The organism is Pseudanabaena sp. PCC 9330 (genome assembly GCF_055795045.1).
Genome location: NZ_JAYFES010000117.1, coordinates 190,603 through 207,470, shown reverse-complemented (window position 1 = coordinate 207,470; position 16,868 = coordinate 190,603). Strand labels below are relative to the sequence as shown.

General features: G+C 60.8%; 15 protein-coding genes and 1 tRNA gene. 8 read left to right on the top strand and 8 right to left on the bottom strand.

The window, feature by feature from the left end:
- Window positions 1–24 precede the first annotated feature (24 nt).
- From AC0QKW_RS23120 to AC0QKW_RS23110, 3 genes are all read right to left on the bottom strand, one after another.
- A complete protein-coding gene (locus tag AC0QKW_RS23120) occupies window positions 25–1,071 on the bottom strand; it encodes a glycosyltransferase family 2 protein (protein WP_473153463.1) in 1,047 nt (348 codons plus the stop codon).
- 92 nt (window positions 1,072–1,163) lie between these two features.
- On the bottom strand, window positions 1,164–2,090 hold the full coding sequence (locus AC0QKW_RS23115; protein WP_473153462.1) for a UPF0104 family protein: 927 nt from the start codon (window positions 2,088–2,090) through the stop codon (window positions 1,164–1,166).
- A gap of 251 nt (window positions 2,091–2,341) precedes the next feature.
- A tRNA-Ser gene (locus AC0QKW_RS23110) sits at window positions 2,342–2,424 on the bottom strand.
- A gap of 280 nt (window positions 2,425–2,704) precedes the next feature.
- Between AC0QKW_RS23110 and AC0QKW_RS23105 the strand changes: the two genes are divergently transcribed.
- The 5 genes from AC0QKW_RS23105 to AC0QKW_RS23085 all read left to right on the top strand — a co-directional run bounded on the left by AC0QKW_RS23105 (window position 2,705) and on the right by AC0QKW_RS23085 (window position 5,495).
- Entirely contained in the window at window positions 2,705–3,358 is a 654-nt protein-coding gene (locus tag AC0QKW_RS23105) for a sigma-70 family RNA polymerase sigma factor (RefSeq protein ID WP_473153461.1), read from the top strand.
- Window positions 3,359–3,660: 302 nt separating this feature from the next.
- Window positions 3,661–4,176, top strand: a complete 516-nt coding sequence (locus tag AC0QKW_RS23100; RefSeq protein ID WP_473153460.1) for an anti-sigma factor family protein — start codon at window positions 3,661–3,663, stop codon at window positions 4,174–4,176.
- Window positions 4,177–4,372: 196 nt separating this feature from the next.
- A complete protein-coding gene (locus AC0QKW_RS23095; protein WP_473153459.1) occupies window positions 4,373–4,897 on the top strand; it encodes a peptidylprolyl isomerase in 525 nt (174 codons plus the stop codon).
- A gap of 93 nt (window positions 4,898–4,990) precedes the next feature.
- On the top strand, window positions 4,991–5,215 hold the full coding sequence (locus AC0QKW_RS23090; protein WP_473153458.1) for a hypothetical protein: 225 nt from the start codon (window positions 4,991–4,993) through the stop codon (window positions 5,213–5,215).
- Between the two features lie 10 nt (window positions 5,216–5,225).
- Window positions 5,226–5,495 (top strand): hypothetical protein, encoded by a 270-nt coding sequence (locus tag AC0QKW_RS23085; protein ID WP_473153457.1) that lies wholly within the window; start codon window positions 5,226–5,228, stop codon window positions 5,493–5,495.
- On the opposite strand, the gene AC0QKW_RS23080 is transcribed toward AC0QKW_RS23085, so the two are convergent.
- Both AC0QKW_RS23080 and AC0QKW_RS23075 read right to left on the bottom strand, forming a co-directional pair.
- Window positions 5,477–6,784 carry a ribulose bisphosphate carboxylase small subunit gene (locus AC0QKW_RS23080; RefSeq protein ID WP_473153456.1) on the bottom strand — a complete coding sequence of 436 codons (1,308 nt, stop codon included), beginning with the start codon at window positions 6,782–6,784 and terminating at the stop codon, window positions 5,477–5,479. The two genes, AC0QKW_RS23085 and AC0QKW_RS23080, sit on opposite strands and share 19 nt — an antisense overlap.
- A gap of 251 nt (window positions 6,785–7,035) precedes the next feature.
- Entirely contained in the window at window positions 7,036–7,296 is a 261-nt protein-coding gene (locus AC0QKW_RS23075) for a DUF3146 family protein (protein WP_035985153.1), read from the bottom strand.
- A 292-nt stretch (window positions 7,297–7,588) separates the two neighbouring features.
- Here AC0QKW_RS23075 and AC0QKW_RS23070 point away from each other — a divergent pair, with 292 nt between their 5' ends.
- A complete protein-coding gene (locus tag AC0QKW_RS23070) occupies window positions 7,589–8,506 on the top strand; it encodes an NAD(+) kinase (RefSeq protein WP_473153455.1) in 918 nt (305 codons plus the stop codon).
- Between the two features lie 70 nt (window positions 8,507–8,576).
- Window positions 8,577–12,548, top strand: a complete 3,972-nt coding sequence (locus tag AC0QKW_RS23065) for an SCO7613 C-terminal domain-containing membrane protein (protein WP_473153454.1) — start codon at window positions 8,577–8,579, stop codon at window positions 12,546–12,548.
- A gap of 147 nt (window positions 12,549–12,695) precedes the next feature.
- Here the strand turns inward: AC0QKW_RS23065 and AC0QKW_RS23060 are convergent, their stop codons facing one another.
- From AC0QKW_RS23060 to AC0QKW_RS23050, 3 genes are all read right to left on the bottom strand, one after another.
- A complete protein-coding gene (locus AC0QKW_RS23060; protein WP_473153453.1) occupies window positions 12,696–13,577 on the bottom strand; it encodes a mechanosensitive ion channel family protein in 882 nt (293 codons plus the stop codon).
- A gap of 203 nt (window positions 13,578–13,780) precedes the next feature.
- The gene (locus AC0QKW_RS23055; RefSeq protein WP_473153452.1) at window positions 13,781–14,560 is read right to left on the bottom strand and encodes a photosystem II S4 domain protein; all 780 of its coding nucleotides are present in this window, start codon (window positions 14,558–14,560) and stop codon (window positions 13,781–13,783) included.
- A gap of 212 nt (window positions 14,561–14,772) precedes the next feature.
- On the bottom strand, window positions 14,773–15,378 hold the full coding sequence (locus tag AC0QKW_RS23050) for a helix-turn-helix transcriptional regulator (RefSeq protein WP_473153451.1): 606 nt from the start codon (window positions 15,376–15,378) through the stop codon (window positions 14,773–14,775).
- 467 nt (window positions 15,379–15,845) lie between these two features.
- Here AC0QKW_RS23050 and AC0QKW_RS23045 point away from each other — a divergent pair, with 467 nt between their 5' ends.
- Window positions 15,846–16,757 (top strand): tetratricopeptide repeat protein, encoded by a 912-nt coding sequence (locus AC0QKW_RS23045; protein ID WP_473153450.1) that lies wholly within the window; start codon window positions 15,846–15,848, stop codon window positions 16,755–16,757.
- Window positions 16,758–16,868 lie beyond the last annotated feature (111 nt).

The following is a 16,868-nucleotide window of genomic DNA, read 5'->3' as shown; positions in this document are numbered from 1 at the left end:
TTGCTTTTTGTAACGGTTGGACGTTCAGTATATCAGGTGGGTGTTGGCAGGTGGGTGAGGCCGTGGATTGGGTGCACCTACCACCTCGCGCACCCGGTAGATGGGGCGCTGCTGCGATTCGTGGTAAGTGCGCATGAGCAGCTCGGCCAGCAGGCCAAAGCTAAATAGCTGTATGCCCGCCAGCAGCAGCACCACAGCGAGGACAAGCAGGGGGCGATCGCCGATATCCTGATCGGCCCAAATCTTTACCAGGGTCAGGTAAATGCCCAAGCCCACCCCCGCCGCCATCGACACCAGCCCCAGACTGCCAAAGACATGCATGGGCCGGGTGAGAAAGGTTTGCATAAAGTAAACGGTGAGCATATCCATCACCACTCGCAGGGCGCGGCCCAGGCCGTACTTGCTGGTGCCAAACCGACGGGGATGATGGCGCACCGGAAGCTCGGCAATGCGGGCACCCTCAATCAAGGCTAGGGCGGGCAAAAACCGGTGCAGCTCGCCGTAGAGGTTGAGGTCGCGAATGACCTCGGCCCGGTAGGCCTTGAGAGAGCAGCCGTAGTCGTGCAGGTGTACGCCCGTAACCTTGCCGATCAGCCAGTTGGCCACCTGGGAGGGAATCACCCGCGTCAGGGTATGGTCTTGGCGGTCTCGGCGCCAGCCACTGACCAGGTCGTAGCCCTCGCTGAGGCGATCGAGCAGCCGGGGAATATCGGCGGGGTCATTTTGCAGATCGCCATCGAGGGTGATGACGACACTGCCCTGAGCATGGTCAAACCCGGCAGCTAGGGCGGCAGTCTGGCCATAGTTACGGCGCAGCAAAATGGCCCGCAGAGAGGGGTATTGCTGGGCGAGCTGTCTCAGGCGATCGCCCGATCCATCCGTCGATCCATCGTCTATGCAGAGCAGATCGTAGGGGTGGCCCAGGCTATCCATCGTGGTGGTGATGGCCGCCACCAGATCGGGCAGACTCTCCACTTCGTTGTACACCGGCACCACCACCGAAACCTTTGTTACGTTGACGGCTTCGGAGTCTCCCGAATCAGTAGGGCCAGAACAGGTGGGCGAATGCATGGTAGCCACGAAGGGATGGTAGTCAGCAATTGGAAGCAAGTCCCTGGGCCAGAGATGGTTACGTACCGCCTAGAAAGAGCGCTGGCTCAAGCCTACCTGAGTGTACCGGTCAGCCTTGGAGCCAGGGTAGCCAGGGCAAACCCCAGAGCCTCAGCCAGGGTATTGATCAGCCGATAGAGCAGCACCGCACTCAACACCGCCGCTGGAGCAAAAACTCCCTGCAATAGCCCCAGGGCGATCGCCTCAAAAACTCCCAGCCCCCCCGGAGCCCCCGGTACGACCAGCCCAGCCAGCCAGGCCAGGCTAAAGGCGCTCATAGTGCGCGACCAGTCGCCCAGGGTCAACGGCGTCAGCGCCCCCAGCACCAGGGTAAAGCTCAACCCGCGCAGCAAAACATAGCCGATCTGGCTAGCCAGGGGTTTGAGGGGGTAGTGGCAAAGTCCAGCCGCCAGAATAGAAGGGATGGGTTGAGCGTGAGGTTCGACCGCAGCGGCTTTGGAACGTCCCCAGCGTTGGACAATGGGGTTGAGCCAGCGGGGTCTGAGCCCTTCTAAAACCAACCCCAGCAGCAGTATTTGCCCGACCCAATAGCGGGTTGGGGTAGCCAGCCCCAAGATCAGGGCGGCAGCGACCATGAGCAACGGCTCTAGGGCAACACCGACAATGGCCACGCCCCGATCGATGCCCACCGACTGGAGCGCCCGCACCCGCCCTAAAAAGTGCCAAACATTGCCCGGCAGGTACTTAAGCAGGTTGGTTTGCAGATACACCAGGGTGCTCCATCGCCCTGAAACACTCTGTTGCAGGGCTTGCAGCGTCCAGCTCCAAGTCCAGCCTGACCAGGTATGGGCACCTAGGGTGAGCCCCAAAGACGCCAGCCCTAGCTCCCAACCCCAGGCATCTAGGCGCAGGGTACTGACCTCTGACCGATGGCGGACTAAGGCCTGTAGAAGAAATCCTAGGGCTGCACCCAGACAGACCCAGTGCCCCAGGGTTTTGAGTCTTATAGCGATGGCCATACGCCATTGTGATTTCCTAGACTCGCCTGATCGCGCACATGCGTTGGCCCCACGGTCTCAACAAATATCTTGCCCGGTTAAACCCTTGGTCAGCCCGCTCAGTGGGATTCATGGTGAAAACCCGATCTAGTTCTGATCTAATTTTCTACGCCTTTTCTGCGCCATCACGGCAATCTTGCTACGGGAAAACCATGGCCGCTGACATGAATGCTGTGACCCCCCAAGGGGCCTAAATGCCTGAAACTACCGTACGGAGAGGGAGGGATTCGAACCCTCGGTGCTTGCGCACACCCGATTTCAAGTCGGGCGCATTCGACCACTCTGCCACCTCTCCATGGGGGCACTGTCGGCGATCGCAGCAGTGCCCCCCATCTGTTATATCACTCCCCTGGCCAGGCTCGAAGGGCTATTGAACAAAGCCAGGGGGGAATGCCTAGTTGCCAGCGGTGTGACAGACAATTCACAGGCACAAGGGTGAACAGAGATGGGGGGAGCGCTCGTCACAATGTTTCACATTAATCACGCTTTTCTTTGGAGCCACAGCGCTACCCCTGCGTTTGCCCTCGGGTCAATGCAGAAGTGCACATCAGATGTTGGCCTACTACCCAAATGTTATGAGTCAATCCATGTTCTCGACCTGGCCTGTTACGCTCACTGCCCCCAGGGCTGCGGTCAAGCCTGACCAATTGACCAGTACAGAGCTGGTAGCCCTCTGCCAGCAACGGTTAAGGCCTGAGCGCATGATCTTTGCCGAACTGTTGCGCCGCCACCAGAGTCATGTAGACAAGCTGCTCTATCACCTGGCTCCCGATTGGCCCGATCGCGCCGACCTAGCCCAGGAGGTTTGGATTCGCGTGTATCGCAACATGCGCCGCCTAAACGATCCGGCTAAGTTTAAGGGCTGGCTGGGGCGCATCACCACCAATCTCTTCTATGACGAGCTCCGTCGGCGCAAACGCAATCGCGCCACCCTATCTCTCGATGCACCGTTGCACCTAGAAGATGGCTCGGTTGACTGGGATGTGCCTGCCACCGACCCCGGCCCCGTCGATACCATGATGACCCAGGAGTTTTACAGTCAGCTACACCGGGCGATCGCAGACTTGCCCGAAGTGTTTCGTAGCACCATCGTGTTGCGAGAAATTCAGGGTCTCTCCTACGAAGAGATCGCTGAGATGACCGGGGTTTCCCTGGGCACCGTCAAATCTCGCATTGCGCGGGCACGGCAGCGGCTGCAGGCCGAACTGGAACCCTACGTAGGCCACTAATTCAAACGGCCACTAATCCAAAGCCGCAAGCTTAAGGCCTTGATTCCGTATCACGAGGTGCATCTACTCTTTATCGATCTACCCCCCATGACATAAATTCTCTTCTGGGGATTACCGATTTAAGGAAGTTAGCCTTATGATCGGCATTGGCGATAAAAGCCGATCTTTGGCCTCAACCTCCAATGGCCGGTGCTAGTCGTCTTGGTCGTTGTTAAATTGCATCTTTATTAGGTGTTGTTTCTGGTATGACTACCTCTTCCTACAGACCTAGCCAAGTTCAGCCACCCGCCTCAGATGAAGTTATGAATGAAGCTGAGCTGTCGGCTGCGATTGTGTCCTGTGGCTACGACCTAGATGCCACCAAGCGCGATCGCTTTGAGCTATTGAGCGCCTACCTCGACGGTGAAGTCACCCCCAGTGAGCGACGATACGTGCTTTGCTGGCTCAGAGACGACCCCAGTGCGCGCTGTCTGTACAACCGTCTATTGACGTTGAGGCAGGGCATTCGAACTCAGGCTTGCCCCCCCAACGACAGCGTTGAGAACACCCTGGCTGGGGTATTCCACAGCGTCAACCGGCGTCTGCGGCTGGCGGCTATGGCCACCGCCGGGGTCATAGCCATGGGCGTGATTCAGATGCTCTCAGCAGAAATGGGCGGCAGCTCTGGCCCCTGGCGCAGTGCCCTGGTAGCGCAACCGGAAGCGCTGCAGATTGCCCTTGATCAACCTGCCTTTCCTATTCCTGTAGACGCTGTGGCGCCGTTAGAGGCTGGCTACACCGAGGGGCAGCAGAGCCTCCCCATTAAGTCTGACCTCTAGGTTGCAGCGATTGCCCAATACCAGACCATCTAGAGCCACACGCTGAGTCAGGGCTTTGCCTTAGAGGCGGCATTGGCTGATGCGCATGTACCCTGGCTGAGCTGGCAACGTTGACCTAGAGGTTGTATTCATCTGAGCCAAACTGTGGGTTAATGGCAAGGGTTAATCTCTGTATCGTGCAATTTGAGGGTCAGCTATGACTGAAGCAACCAATCCAAGGGTATTTTTTGACATCACTATCGGTGGCACTCCGGTGGGCCGTGTCGTCATGGAGCTGCGGGCCGATGTGACCCCCAAAACCGCCGAAAATTTTCGCGCCCTCTGCACTGGCGAAAAAGGCGTTGGTGGTGCTGGCAAGCCTTTGCACTTCAAGGGTTCTAGCTTCCATCGCATTATTCCTGAGTTTATGTGCCAGGGGGGCGACTTTACCCGGGGCAATGGCACTGGTGGCGAGTCGATCTACGGCGCTAAGTTTGCCGACGAAAATTTTATCCTCAAGCACGATCAGCCCGGCCTCTTGAGCATGGCTAACGCTGGCCCCAATACCAATGGGTCTCAGTTTTTCTTGACCACCGTGTCTACCCCCTGGCTTGACGGCAAGCATGTGGTGTTTGGCAGCGTGGTTGAGGGCATGGATGTGGTTAGCGCCATGGAGCAGGTGGGCAGTCGCAGTGGCCAAACCGCTGAGCCGGTTGTGATTGCTGACTGTGGCCAGCTCTAGAGAGGGGGTCGAGCTTGGCCGCTGCCCCTTGGAGACAGACTAGGGGATACGGTAGTATCGGCATGAACTTCAGCAGTCGGGAGGGCTAGGCCCATGTTCCATCTGTACTTTGGGGCGTTTGATGTGGTGCTGTACCTGGGGGGCACCTACTTTGCGATCGCCCTGTCAAAGGCGATCTGCGATCAAATGGATGCCGCCGAAGCCCCCCAGCGGGTTACCCCTAAGGCTACCGTTGCACCCATGCAGCCGATCCCTCCCCACTTGGCCGCCCCAGCCACCAAGCGCCAAGAGGTCGGGGTCAAAGTCTCGGTCAGCTAGGCGATCGGCCTTGAAAAATAACCCAGCCACCTTAACCAGACTAGGCGGCTGGGGCAACACCGCGATCGCCTTTGTGTGGGAGGCGGTGTGGAACGCTACGGCGAGACCCTGGTCGCATACCAAACCCGCCGCCGCCCTATGGGTCAACTGCGCCGGGGTACTCTGGCGGCTGGGGCAAACCGATGCCGCTCTAGAATCTCGCCAGCCATTGATACTGACCCCAAAACCTACCCGGCTCTGGGTGGTCGCTCCATCCCCCCATCACCCGCCAGGCCGATGAATCACCTGCTCCATCACCCGCTGCTTGGTCTTCGGGTCAATGCCCAGCAGCCGTACATAGTCTTCGCTATGGTCGCCCAGGCAGCGCTCCAGCGCCGCAGCCACGGCGGCAGTTTCGGTGGGCAGCGCTGGCCCGCTCTGCCAGGCATTGGTGCGAAAGCGGCGCTGATCGACGTGTTCAACGGCAAGGCGATAGCCCTGGGCGAGGAGGGTGCTGATTTGGTCGTGGAGTTCGGAGGAGAGGGAGGAATTTTGGGTTGTGGAGTTTGGATTGTCGTCGGTGGGCAGGGGGTAGGTGGAGGCGTCTGACTCCTGCGGGGGGGCGGCAGAAGAGGCGGTGCCGTTGGCGGGAGGCTGGGGGCTGCGGTAGATGGGGGCTGCCTCAGCGCCGTTGACGGTTGGGGGATTCTGCTGGAGGACGCGGTTGTATTCGTTGGCCAGACGGTTGTGATCGACTCGATGTTGCTCGCGTACTAGGCGATCGCCCACTTCGATCAGGTGCGACAGGCTAAAGTCGGGCCGACGAAAGGTCGGCGGCGTGGTGGTGTTGACCACGCTGCGGGAGACATTCTCTAAACCCACGTCGTCGATAAAGGCGCGAATTTGTTCGTTGTAGATCTGAGCCCGCACCGCCCCAAAAAAGTCGATCGCCTGGGTGGGGAAGGTATCGACTAGCATCGTCACATCCTGAGGAGACAGGCCATCGGGGGCAAAGATGCCGCCGACAATGCCAATGCGATCGCTGCGGTCAGGCTCCCAATAAAACTTCTCCATGCGCCCATCGCGAATCAGCGGCGCGTAGAGGGTCGAGAGATCGTTGCCGGTCACAATGATCGGCACCCGCTGAATTTCGTTTTCGTCGTAGCTGCCGGGGAGCTGAACATTGGTGGGGTTGTCGGCAATGTTCATCAGGGTGTTGTTCACCAGCTGGGTATTGACGGTGTACTGGGTCAGCGCGTCAAACCGGCCCGCACCGGCATCAATGTCGTTGATCATCAGCACCGCCATTTTGCCTCGCACCCGCACCAGCTCCGCCGCCTCCCGGTAGCGCAGGCGAATCAGCCGCGCCGGGTCGCCCGCGTCGGGGCTCTCTAGCTCACCGCCAGAGATGCTCACCACCTCGACCCCCATGCGGTCATACACCAGGTCGCACTGAAAGGTTTTGCCCTCCCCCTTGCGGCCATGCACCCCCAGCAGCAGAGGAATCTTCACCTCCGGCAGCTTCAGGTAGTTTTTGGTGATGTGTACCGCCAGTTTGTCGAGGAACCGGGGCGAGATGTAGTAAGCCATGCCGTTGGTTAAAGGGAAAAAACACCGCGCGAATCAGCTGTACCCAGTACAGTTCAAAGCCAAGTACAGTCCGAGATCGAGCGTTTTTCCTTTAGGCAAAACGCTACGTCTGGACTTGGCTCTGGCTTATATCCAGCCTGCCGCGACTTCATTATTATCTCCCAGGGTGACCCTTCAACTGTCTCAAAAGCCCGCACCCCACCATAAGCAAAGACTATGGTGCTGTCCCGACTCTTCCAAGTCCCCATCCCCTACAGCTTCGCCCGGATGGTAAACGAGTAATCGCCACCGGGTTCCAGCTGGTAATCGCACCGTTCTAAAAAGCGGCTCAACGGCTCACAGATCAGCGCCCGCCCCAGGGATGGCTCTACCCGCAGCTGGCCCTGGCGAAAGCGCCACTGAAACTGCCATTCGTAGGTGCTGGCCCGCACTTCACCTTCAATGCGGCCCTGGCTCCACGACTGGTGGGTAATACGAACGTAGGCAGTGGTTTCAGAGGGGCGACGGGTCACGGCAGTAAACACAAAGCACTATCTAAACTAAACGCGAACAATCGGCCATCATTCAGAGAAATCACTCCCTCCCACAGGTACGATAACCGTAGCGTAGGCTGTGGTCTACCCCAGGAGAGCTATCTGCGATCGATGGGGCAATTCGACCCAGGGCTGTTCTACCCTAGACGAAAAAACGGTAGCCTAGGGAGAAGCTAAACTGTGATTCCCTCCAGTGTGTTCGGCATCTTAGCGGGTGCAGGACGCATTTTGTTTACCCGTTTTCACCAATTGTTAAGGTTGGACCCTGCCTGTGCCCAAGGTTGGCATTATCTACAACGACGTTAAGCCTGCGGCGTGCCAGGCCGCTCTCGAATGGGAGGAAAAGCTGGCTCGCCGTGGCTGTGAGGTCATCCTGGCCACGGGCATGGGCGGCATTCTCGGCTATTCTCAGCCCGATCGCCCTGTCTGCCATACCCCCTTCGACAGCCTGGTGCCGCCCCATTTTGACGCCGACATGAGCTTCGCCGTGGTGCTGGGGGGCGATGGCACGGTGCTGTCTGCCTTTCGCCAGCTGGCCCCCATCGGCGTGCCGCTGCTGACGGTGAACACAGGCCACATGGGGTTTCTCACCGAAACCTACCTCAACCAGCTGCCCCAGGCCATCGACCAGGTGCTGGCGGGCGACTACGAAGTCGAAGAGCGGGGCATGCTAGCGGTAAAACTCTTCCACGGAACTGACCTAGTGTGGGAGGCGCTGTGCCTCAACGAGATGGTGCTGCACCGCGAACCACTGACCAGCATGTGCCATTTTGAAGTGGCGATCGGCTACCATTCCCCGGTCGATATTGCTGCCGACGGCATTATCATCTCTACCCCCACGGGTTCGACGGCCTACTCGCTGTCAGCAGGGGGGCCAGTGATTGTGCCAGGAGTTTCGGTCACCCAGCTAATTCCTATCTGTCCGCACTCTTTGGCCTCGCGGGGGCTGGTGTTCCCCGATCGCGAACAGGTGGCGATTCGCTCGGCCAACCCCGACCCCCTAGTGCTGATCGTCGATGGCAATGCTGGCTGCTACGTGATGACGAAGGACGAGGTAACAGCCTGCCGCGCCCCCTACCCGGCCAAATTTATTCGCCTGAAGCCGCCGGAGTTCTTCACGGTGCTGCGCGAGAAGCTGGGCTGGGGTCTGCCCCACATCGCCAAACCCACCTCCGTGGAGCTGCCCTGAGATTAAGAATCCTTGGTAGATAGCTCTGCCTGTCAGCGTCCATAATTTGGAAACCGTTCTGGGGCAGACCATGGCTGACGATCGAGACCCCACCATTCGATTACAGCTAGACCTGTCGCCCGACCAGCCGGAGCTGCTGGCGGGGTTAGACAACTGGCTGCGGCTGGGGCTGATTTCAGATCGGCAGGTGCGCGACATTGGCCAGACCCAGCTCAGCTGCGAGCTGCCGCCCGAGGTCGCTCCTGCATTAGAACCGCTCCCAAATAACGAAACCAACCCCTTCGTAGAACCGGAAGCCCCCCCCAGCGAAGCGGTGCCCACTCAGGATGCGACCCCAGGGGAAAACCCGCCTATCACCGACTTTACCCCCGCTACCCTGCCGCCCCGCCGAGTCAAAACGACCCCCACCCTCGCCCAGCCTCGCCCCCCCCGTCCCCAACCTCGTCCCACCACCACCCACTGGCTCAACCGCCTGCTGGGCGAACTCAGTGTCGTCTGGCTGCTGGGCTTGGGCGTATTTTTGGTAGTGCTGTCGTCAGCGGTGCTGGCGGCGACCCAGTGGGCCAACTTTAGTGGGGCGGGGCAGTACCTGGTGCTGCTGGCCTACACTCTGGTGTTTTGGGCGGCGGGGCGGTGGTGTCGGCACCGCCCCAACTTGCAGCTAACAGCCAAAACCCTACAGATGATCACGCTGCTGCTGGTGCCCTTAAATTTTTGGGCACTGGATGGGCTGGGGGTCTGGGGTGGGGCGGGGGTGCTAGTGGGGGCAATTGCTGCCATACTCCTCACTCTCGCGGCCCTACAGATACTTCGCCAACAAAATAGCTCAGTGCTGGAGCAGATCAACACCCTTGGCCTGGCCTACCTGCACACCGGTTGGGGCGGGGGTGGCGAATGGGGGCCAGTGCCCCTGCTGGCGGTCTATGCCGGGGTGGTGGGCACCGCCGCTGCCACGGTCTACGACCAGCGCCAGCGACCCATAACGCCGGGGCTGCGCTGGCCCACGGTGGTGATCACCGCTGCCCTGGGGCTGTTGCTGGTGCGCGGTCTGACCACGGGCAACCCAGCGGGCCAGTTTGGCCTGGCCTTTGGCCTCTACGGGGCTACCCTGGTGTGGCTGGGCCAGCGGCGGCTGGTACCCAGGCGAGAGCCCATGCCTGCCTCGAATGAACCCGCCTCGAACGGAGATCTCAGCCCCAATGGAGAACCGGCTGCGGGTCGCCCCTTTCGGTGGGGCATTGCCGTGGGGCGATCGCTGCTGCTGTGGGGCTGGCTGCTGGCGATCTCAGACTGGCTCTTGCAGGCGTTTGGGGTCAGCGTTTTGGGCCTGGTGCTGCGGGGGCAGGCGCTGGGCAGGCTGGGTAAGCGGCGCGATCTGCTGATCGGCTACGGTATCGCCATCCAGCTGGCCTTTGTCGGCTGGGAGGTGTTGCCCAGAGATTTCAGACAGTTTCTCCTCAGCCCCTTCACCGGCTGGGATGGTCTGGAGTTTGGCCAGTGGCCCCTGCTGGGGATCTCGCTGTTTCCCTACGTGGTGGCCTTGATTGCCCTGGGCGACGGGTATCGGCAGCGGGGCAACGCCAAGCTGAGCGGCTTTAGCGACGGCATGGCCCTGGGCAGCAACGGCATGTTGACGGCTATTAGCTTGGCCAGCGGCCCGGTGCTAGTGGTGAATTTGATCGCCTCGGCGATCGCCTCGCTGGTGGTGACCCTGCGCCGTCCCCTGGCCCGCTGGCGGATTGTGCTCACCTACGGTCTGGCCCTGGGGGCAACCCTAGCCGCCATTGACCAGCAATGGCCGGGGCTGGGGCTCGATCGCTGGGTGGTGGTCATGCTCTCGCTGGCGGCGATCGCCCTGGGGATCAGCAAAGCTCTGCCCGGTCTGTGGGGTACGAGCGCCTGGCTCTACGGCGTGGGGCTGTCGGCGCTGACCTACGCTCTGCTCTGGGGCCACCTGGTGAATAGCGGCTATCGCACCGGGCTGAGCTGGGTGGGGCTGGTGATACCGCTGGTGCTGGCGCTGATCGGTCGCCACCGTGCCAGCGTGCTGACCACGGGCATTGCCCTGCCCCTGACCTTGGGTCTCCCCTGGACTAGGCTGGTGGGGTTGGGGACGGCCACGGTGCTGACTAGGGTCAACAGCAGGGTTTACCGGCGGCCAGGGGTGGCGTTTTTGGCGGTGGGCTTTGCCCTGGGCTGGGTCTACAGCAGCCTGGCGGACTGGCTACCCACAGCACCGCGTCAGGCCACTGGCTGGGGGCTGGTCACCGTGGGGCTGATAGCAGGGCTGTGGAGTCTGTGGCGGTGGCTGGGGACTGGTTCCGAGACCTCCCCCAGCGTGGCAATGCCCCCCTTGAAGTCGCTCTACGGTGTGGCCTGCGATCGCTGGGGGCACATTCTCACCGTGGGCTTGCTGCTGTTGAGCACCACCTTTACCGGCTTCTACTACCTGGGCTGGCGATCGCCCACGGGCTTGACCATGGTGGTTCTAGGTGGGCTGCTGCTGGCTTTAGGGCTACGCTACTGGGGCGTTCTGCGTCCCCCAGGGCTGTATCTTGGCGGCTGGAGCCTAGAGCTGCTGGTTGCGGCGCTCATGGTGCAGCGCTACTTTTCTACTGTGGCCCTGGCGGTGCCCACCCTGGGGCTGGGGGCGATCGCCCTGGCGATTTCGGCCAAATTGGGGCGAAATCGCCAGGGATCGCTTCGCGAATCGCACCCTGTATTAGCTGCCGCCCTCCAGAAGCTCACCCTGGCCTACGCGGCCCTGGCCCTGCTCCTGCGGGTCAACACCGCCACGGCCTGGACAGGTGGACTGGTGGTAGTCGCCTCCCTACTGGTGCTTGAGATCGGTCGGCGCAACCAGACCCCGGCGCTGCGGTGGCTGGCCCTAGCTGGCCTATCCATCGGCTGGTACGAGCTGGTGATCTACCAAATGTTGCGGGGGGCCGGAGGGGCCGCCGCCGATGCCCTGCTGGTGCTGGCAGGGGTGGCAGCGCTGATCATGGTGGTCTACCGCCTAGTGGCCGTTCACCTTGACCGCGCCATCGGTCTACCCCAGGGGGAATTGATCTGGGCAGCCCACCTACAGTGGTTTATCGGTAGCCTGCTGCTGCTGGGGGGTGGTCTGGGGCTGGGCTTTGGCCAGGCCACCCTGGGCGGGCTGGGTCTGGGCATCGCCGCTGCATTTTTGCTCTATGCCCTGGCCCAGGGCCGGGTAGGAGACCCCCAGACCGTTCGGCATGCCTGGGTCTACGCCGGGCTGGGGGAGCTAATGGGCTGGTTTGCCCTGGGGCGATCGCTGTTTCCGGCCCTGGCAGTGCTTGATAGCTGGTGGGGCGTGGTGGCCTGCGCCGTGGCGGTGCCGGTGTACTGGGTGCCCTGGGCCACCTGGGGCTGGCCCCAGCGCCCCTGGCGGGTGATGGCGGTGGGCGTTCCCCTGGCGATCGCCCTGGTTACGGGCGGGTTTGGCCACATTCCCACCCTGGGGGTGCTGGCCGGGTTCTACGGCTGGCTGGCTTGGCACAGCGGCAATGTGCGCGTGTCGTACCTGTCGGTGTTCTGCTCGGTTACCGCCATCTGGGTCTGGCTAGACCAGCGATCTATCGACGACAGCCTTGCCTGGGTGCTGCCCCTCGGCCTGGCCCTGCTCTACATCGCCCAGGTTGACCCAGCGCTGAAGTGCCCCGAGGGCCGAAAACAGCGCCACTGGCTGCGGGTGATTGCCCTAGGGCTAATTTTGCTCACCGCACTACTGAGCGATCGCTGGGCCGGGCTGCCGGTGGGGGCAATGGCTCTGGGGGCGATCGCCACCGGTCTGCTGCTGCGCCTGCGCGCCCCGCTCTACGTGGGCACCGTGGTGTTTGTGCTCAACGCCCTCAACCAGCTGGTGCTGCTCAACGCCGCCTTCCCCTTTATCAAGTGGATGGTGGGCATCGTCGTCGGCATCGCCCTGATCTGGATTGCCGCCGATGTCGAGCGCCGCCGCGACCAGTGGCTTCAGCTCACCCAAAACTGGGGGCAAGACCTAGACAACTGGCAATAAGGTTACTGACGAAATCCGATTGAGTAAACCCCAATTCACAATCAGGAACTCCGTCGGGACGTAGCACGCTACACCCGCGTCATCACCGGAACCCCCGTCGGGGCTCAATACCGAATCCGATGCAGCTCAAATTGGTAATCCAGTTCATTAATGGGCGTTGGTGGTCAAGCGCTGACTTTCGTCAAACTGAGTTTGGTCAAAGATGTGCACCGTGCGAATGGGGTAGGGAATGGTGATACCTGCCTCATCACAGGCAGCCTTGAGCGCCATAGCCACCTGGGTTTGAATGCGTCGCACCTCCGCCATTTGGGGTGTCGTCCAGTAGCGCACTTTCAAGTCAATTGAGCTATCCCCAAAGCCCACCACATCGACTTCGGGGGGCGGGTCGCTGAGCACCCCATCGGCGCGGTTGACCACCTCTAGAAAGGCCTGCTTGGCCAGGGGCAATGGCGTCGTGTAATCGACGCCAATATCCAAGTCGGTGCGGCGACTGCGAAAGGCGGTCAGCACCCGCACCGGGTTGGTAAATACGATCGCATTGGGAATTTCCACCAGCTCCCCGGTGTAGGTACGCAGCTGGGTCGAGCGAATTTTAATCGCCTCCACCGTGCCTTCGTAGTCGCCCATCACCACCTGGTCGCCCAGGCGAAAGGGCTCTTCCACCAGCAGCAAAATGCCCGCCAAAAAGTTCTTAAAAATGTCTTGAAAGGCAAAGCCGATTGCCACCGAACCTAGCCCCAGCAGGCCGATAATGTCACCCAATCGCAGGTCAGGAAACACCACCACCGCCGCAATGACGATCCCGATCGTCCAGGTGCCGATGCGGGCGACTTGTATGGCTAGTGATTGCAGCGATCGGCTTGGCACCAGCCGCTGAGTCATGTTACGCACCACCCGCTGAGACAGTTTAGCGGCGTAACCCGTCAGCAGCACCACCAGCAGACCGATCACTATTCCCGGTAAGAGCTGAATAAACTGCCCGACCAAATCAAGCAGACTGGTCTGGATGCGCTCAAGCAAAGGATTCATAGCGATCAATTAAATCAATGGGGGTCAGACCCAATCCGACTCCCAAAACCCCGATTCGAAACCGATACCAGGTGGGGAGCATTGCACTGCAATGCCCCTGGGAACCAGGGGTATGTAGACAGAATTGGGTATAGGCCTTTCGCAGGCTATCACTGAAGCGCGCCATCGTCATCTGTCCCCGTGGACTTACGGCCTTGTAGCCATTAACTGTAGCGAGTGAGCGCGACTCGGTAGCGTTCTTTTTTGGTCACCGCGATCTCGCCAATCTCTAGGCGGCCCTTGCCGCGAATGGCGACGAGGTCTCCCGAGGCCAGGGCGTGGCTGGGCTGGGTCACCGGTTTCCAGTTGACGCGCACGTCGCCGCTGCCGATCAGGTCGGCCATTTTGCTGCGCGACATGCCAAAGCCTGCCGAGGCCACCGCATCTAGGCGCAGGGATGCTTCTACGGTGGTCAGCTCTTTTTTGGCCGGGGGCCGTACCCGCAGCTGATCCCAATCGAGGGGCTGGGTTTTGACTGGCACCGATCGCACCTGAGTCAGCCCCTGGCAGAGAAACTCCGCCAGCTCTGGCACCACAATCACCTGAGCACCGCGCTCACCCAGCACCACAATGTCGCCGATCTTGCCTCGGTCTAGCCCGGTGCCCAAGACCGCCCCCAAAAAATCGCGGTGGTTGGCGGGGTCAAACATAAAATTGCCCGCCACCGTCAACAGCACCAGCGGAATCTGGCTCTGGTCGAGGGGCAGATCGGCTCGGGCCAGGGCCAGACGCTGGCGCTCGGCTTGGGGGTAGCCGCCCCAGGCCAGGCATTGCACCTCGGTCAGCCGTTGAATAAGGGCCTGGGCCTCAGCCTGCTCGGGGGGCGACAAAAAGTCGGTGACGACGACATCCCAGGTTTTAAGGGCCTGGTCAGCCTGGTCGAGAATGCGGGCTAGGCAATCGCGGTGTTCGGTCGCTTTGAGCAGGTCATCCTTGGGCAGCATAGGCAGGGGGGTGGGGGGTAGGGGGCGGGGCGTCAGGCACAGCTAGGGCTGGGGTCTGCCATCGCGATCGCCCCTTGGGTGAGACCGTTCGGGTGAGAACGTTCCTTAATATAGTCATCTCGTTGAGCGCCGACGATGGCTCAGCGCTCTACCTTGTACCTTACACCTCAATCCGGCGGGCGATCGCGCTCGACCGACCGCCTGAGCCGCTACTAGTTGGCCATCGCTTCGGTGACCTCTTTGCGCTTGGCGTAGATGCTCTTGAGATGGCGCTTCACCGTGTTGACGGTGATGTAGAGCTCTTGGGCGATCTCGTCGTAGCTGCGGTTGGCCCGGCGCAGTATCCACACGGCCCGCTCGCGAGGGGTGAGGTTGTACTGAATCGCCTCTAGCTGCGCCGAAGCGTAGGCCGATCGGGTTTTATTCTCCAGGGAGATCAGCAGGCAGGGGTCAGGAGCCCCCGGCAGGTCGAGCCACTGAATGCGGGCCCGAATTTTGTTGCCTGCTAGCGAGACAAATTCTTCGGTGAGCACTACTGGCATTTCACCGTAGACCGTGCGGCTGTCGAGCAGATAGCTGCACATGGTTTTGAGGCAGTCGGGAAGGTTGAGCCCGGTGCCCCCAGCTGCGGGGCGCTCAGCTTTGGCTAGCTCGCGGCAGAGGCTCTGACCTTCGCGATTGCTATGGACACAGGTGCCGTCCTCAGTTAGCACCAAAATACCGTCAACAAACCCTTCGAGTACCGCGTTGAGCAGGGGCAAATCAACGGTCTTGGGGTGAGCTGAGACAGCTTGAGAAAGAAGAGTGGATGAACTCATAGCGACCATGGGGCTTCCTGGTTTTGCAACACAACAGAGTTAGGTGAGTCATCCGGGAACACAGGGAAAGAAATGTGAAACTTGATTTTGATAGAGAGAACCTCACCCGATCTGGGGGGTTCTCCGCAGGGGCAGGTCAGTTTATAAACTGGTCTAGACCGGTTGCGCTCGGTTGACTATCTCTGGTGGGCCGATCGCTGGGGTACCCAGGCTGGGGAATCTGGGGAGCGATCGCCCGCTGCTTGAGCGACAACCTCCGCCAGGGGCGGGAGCGCTTCTAGAGGTTGACAGATACTTCACATAGGCAAAGGACAATTCTGGAAAAATGTGATTGCAGTTCGCTATTTTCTGGGCTGGTTTTTGGGCTAGCTAGCTGCCCTGCCAGAACAGGCCAGGCTCTTGAAAAAAGCATCGCTTGTCTATATCGTTAGGGCGTTCTATGGGGCAAAGGCCGACGGTGGCAAGCTATGACTAGGAATAAGGCACGTCGTTTAGGCCAGGGATGGGGAAGCCACGGGCTGGGCTGGGTGGTCGCCGCTGCGATCGCCCTGCCGACCCTTGGAGGGCTGCCCCCAGCCCAGGGGCAGACGGCCCCATCGACTACCGCAGAGGCGGCCCTCAACCAGGGGCTAGTGCTGATTGAGCAGGGGCAGGTTGCCGAGGCGCTGGCCCAGTTTCAACAGGCGGTCGCCCTCGACCCCACCATGGCGGCAGCCCACTACAACGTGGGCCTGGCCCTGCGTCAACAGGGTCAGATTCAGGAGGCAGCGTCGGCCTTTTGGCAGGCGATTCGAGCTGACCCTGAGTTTGCCCTGGCCTACGCCAATCTGGGCGGTGCCCTGGTAGAGGGCAATAATCTAGACCAGGCCGAGGCCTACCTCCAACGGGCGATCGCCATTCAGCCCGATCTCGGCAATGCTCACTACAACCTGGGGCTGGTCTACCAGTCGCAGCGCCGCTACCCCGAGGCGCTAGCTGCCTTTGAGCGGGCGGGCCAGTACAGCTCAGCAACAGAGTCTTACCTCCAGCGGGGCATTATCTACCTGCAAACCGATCGCAATGCCGAGGCTGAAGCCGTCTTGCAGCAGGCTCTGGCGATCAACCCCCGCTATGCCCAGGCCCACTACAACTTGGGTATAGCCCGGTTTAACCAAGGCCAAACCGAAGCGGCCCTCGACTCGTTTCGCATGGCCACCCAGATCAACGGGGGCTATGCCGACGCCTACTACAGCGCCGGGCTGGCCTTCATCAAGCTCAACCGCCTCGACGAAGCCCGCACGGTGTTGGAATACGCCAAAAACCTCTACATCACCCTGGGCAACCCCGCCTGGGCGGCCAAGGCCCAGGGGTATCTGAGTCAGCTGCCCGCCGCTGAGTAAGGGGTCGGAGTTTGAGCGTTAGACCAGAGCGGCCTGGGGCAAAGGTCTGTTCTAGGACGCTTAGACTGTTACCCAGCATTGTTTTTGTCGGATTAAGGTTGACCTAGAGGA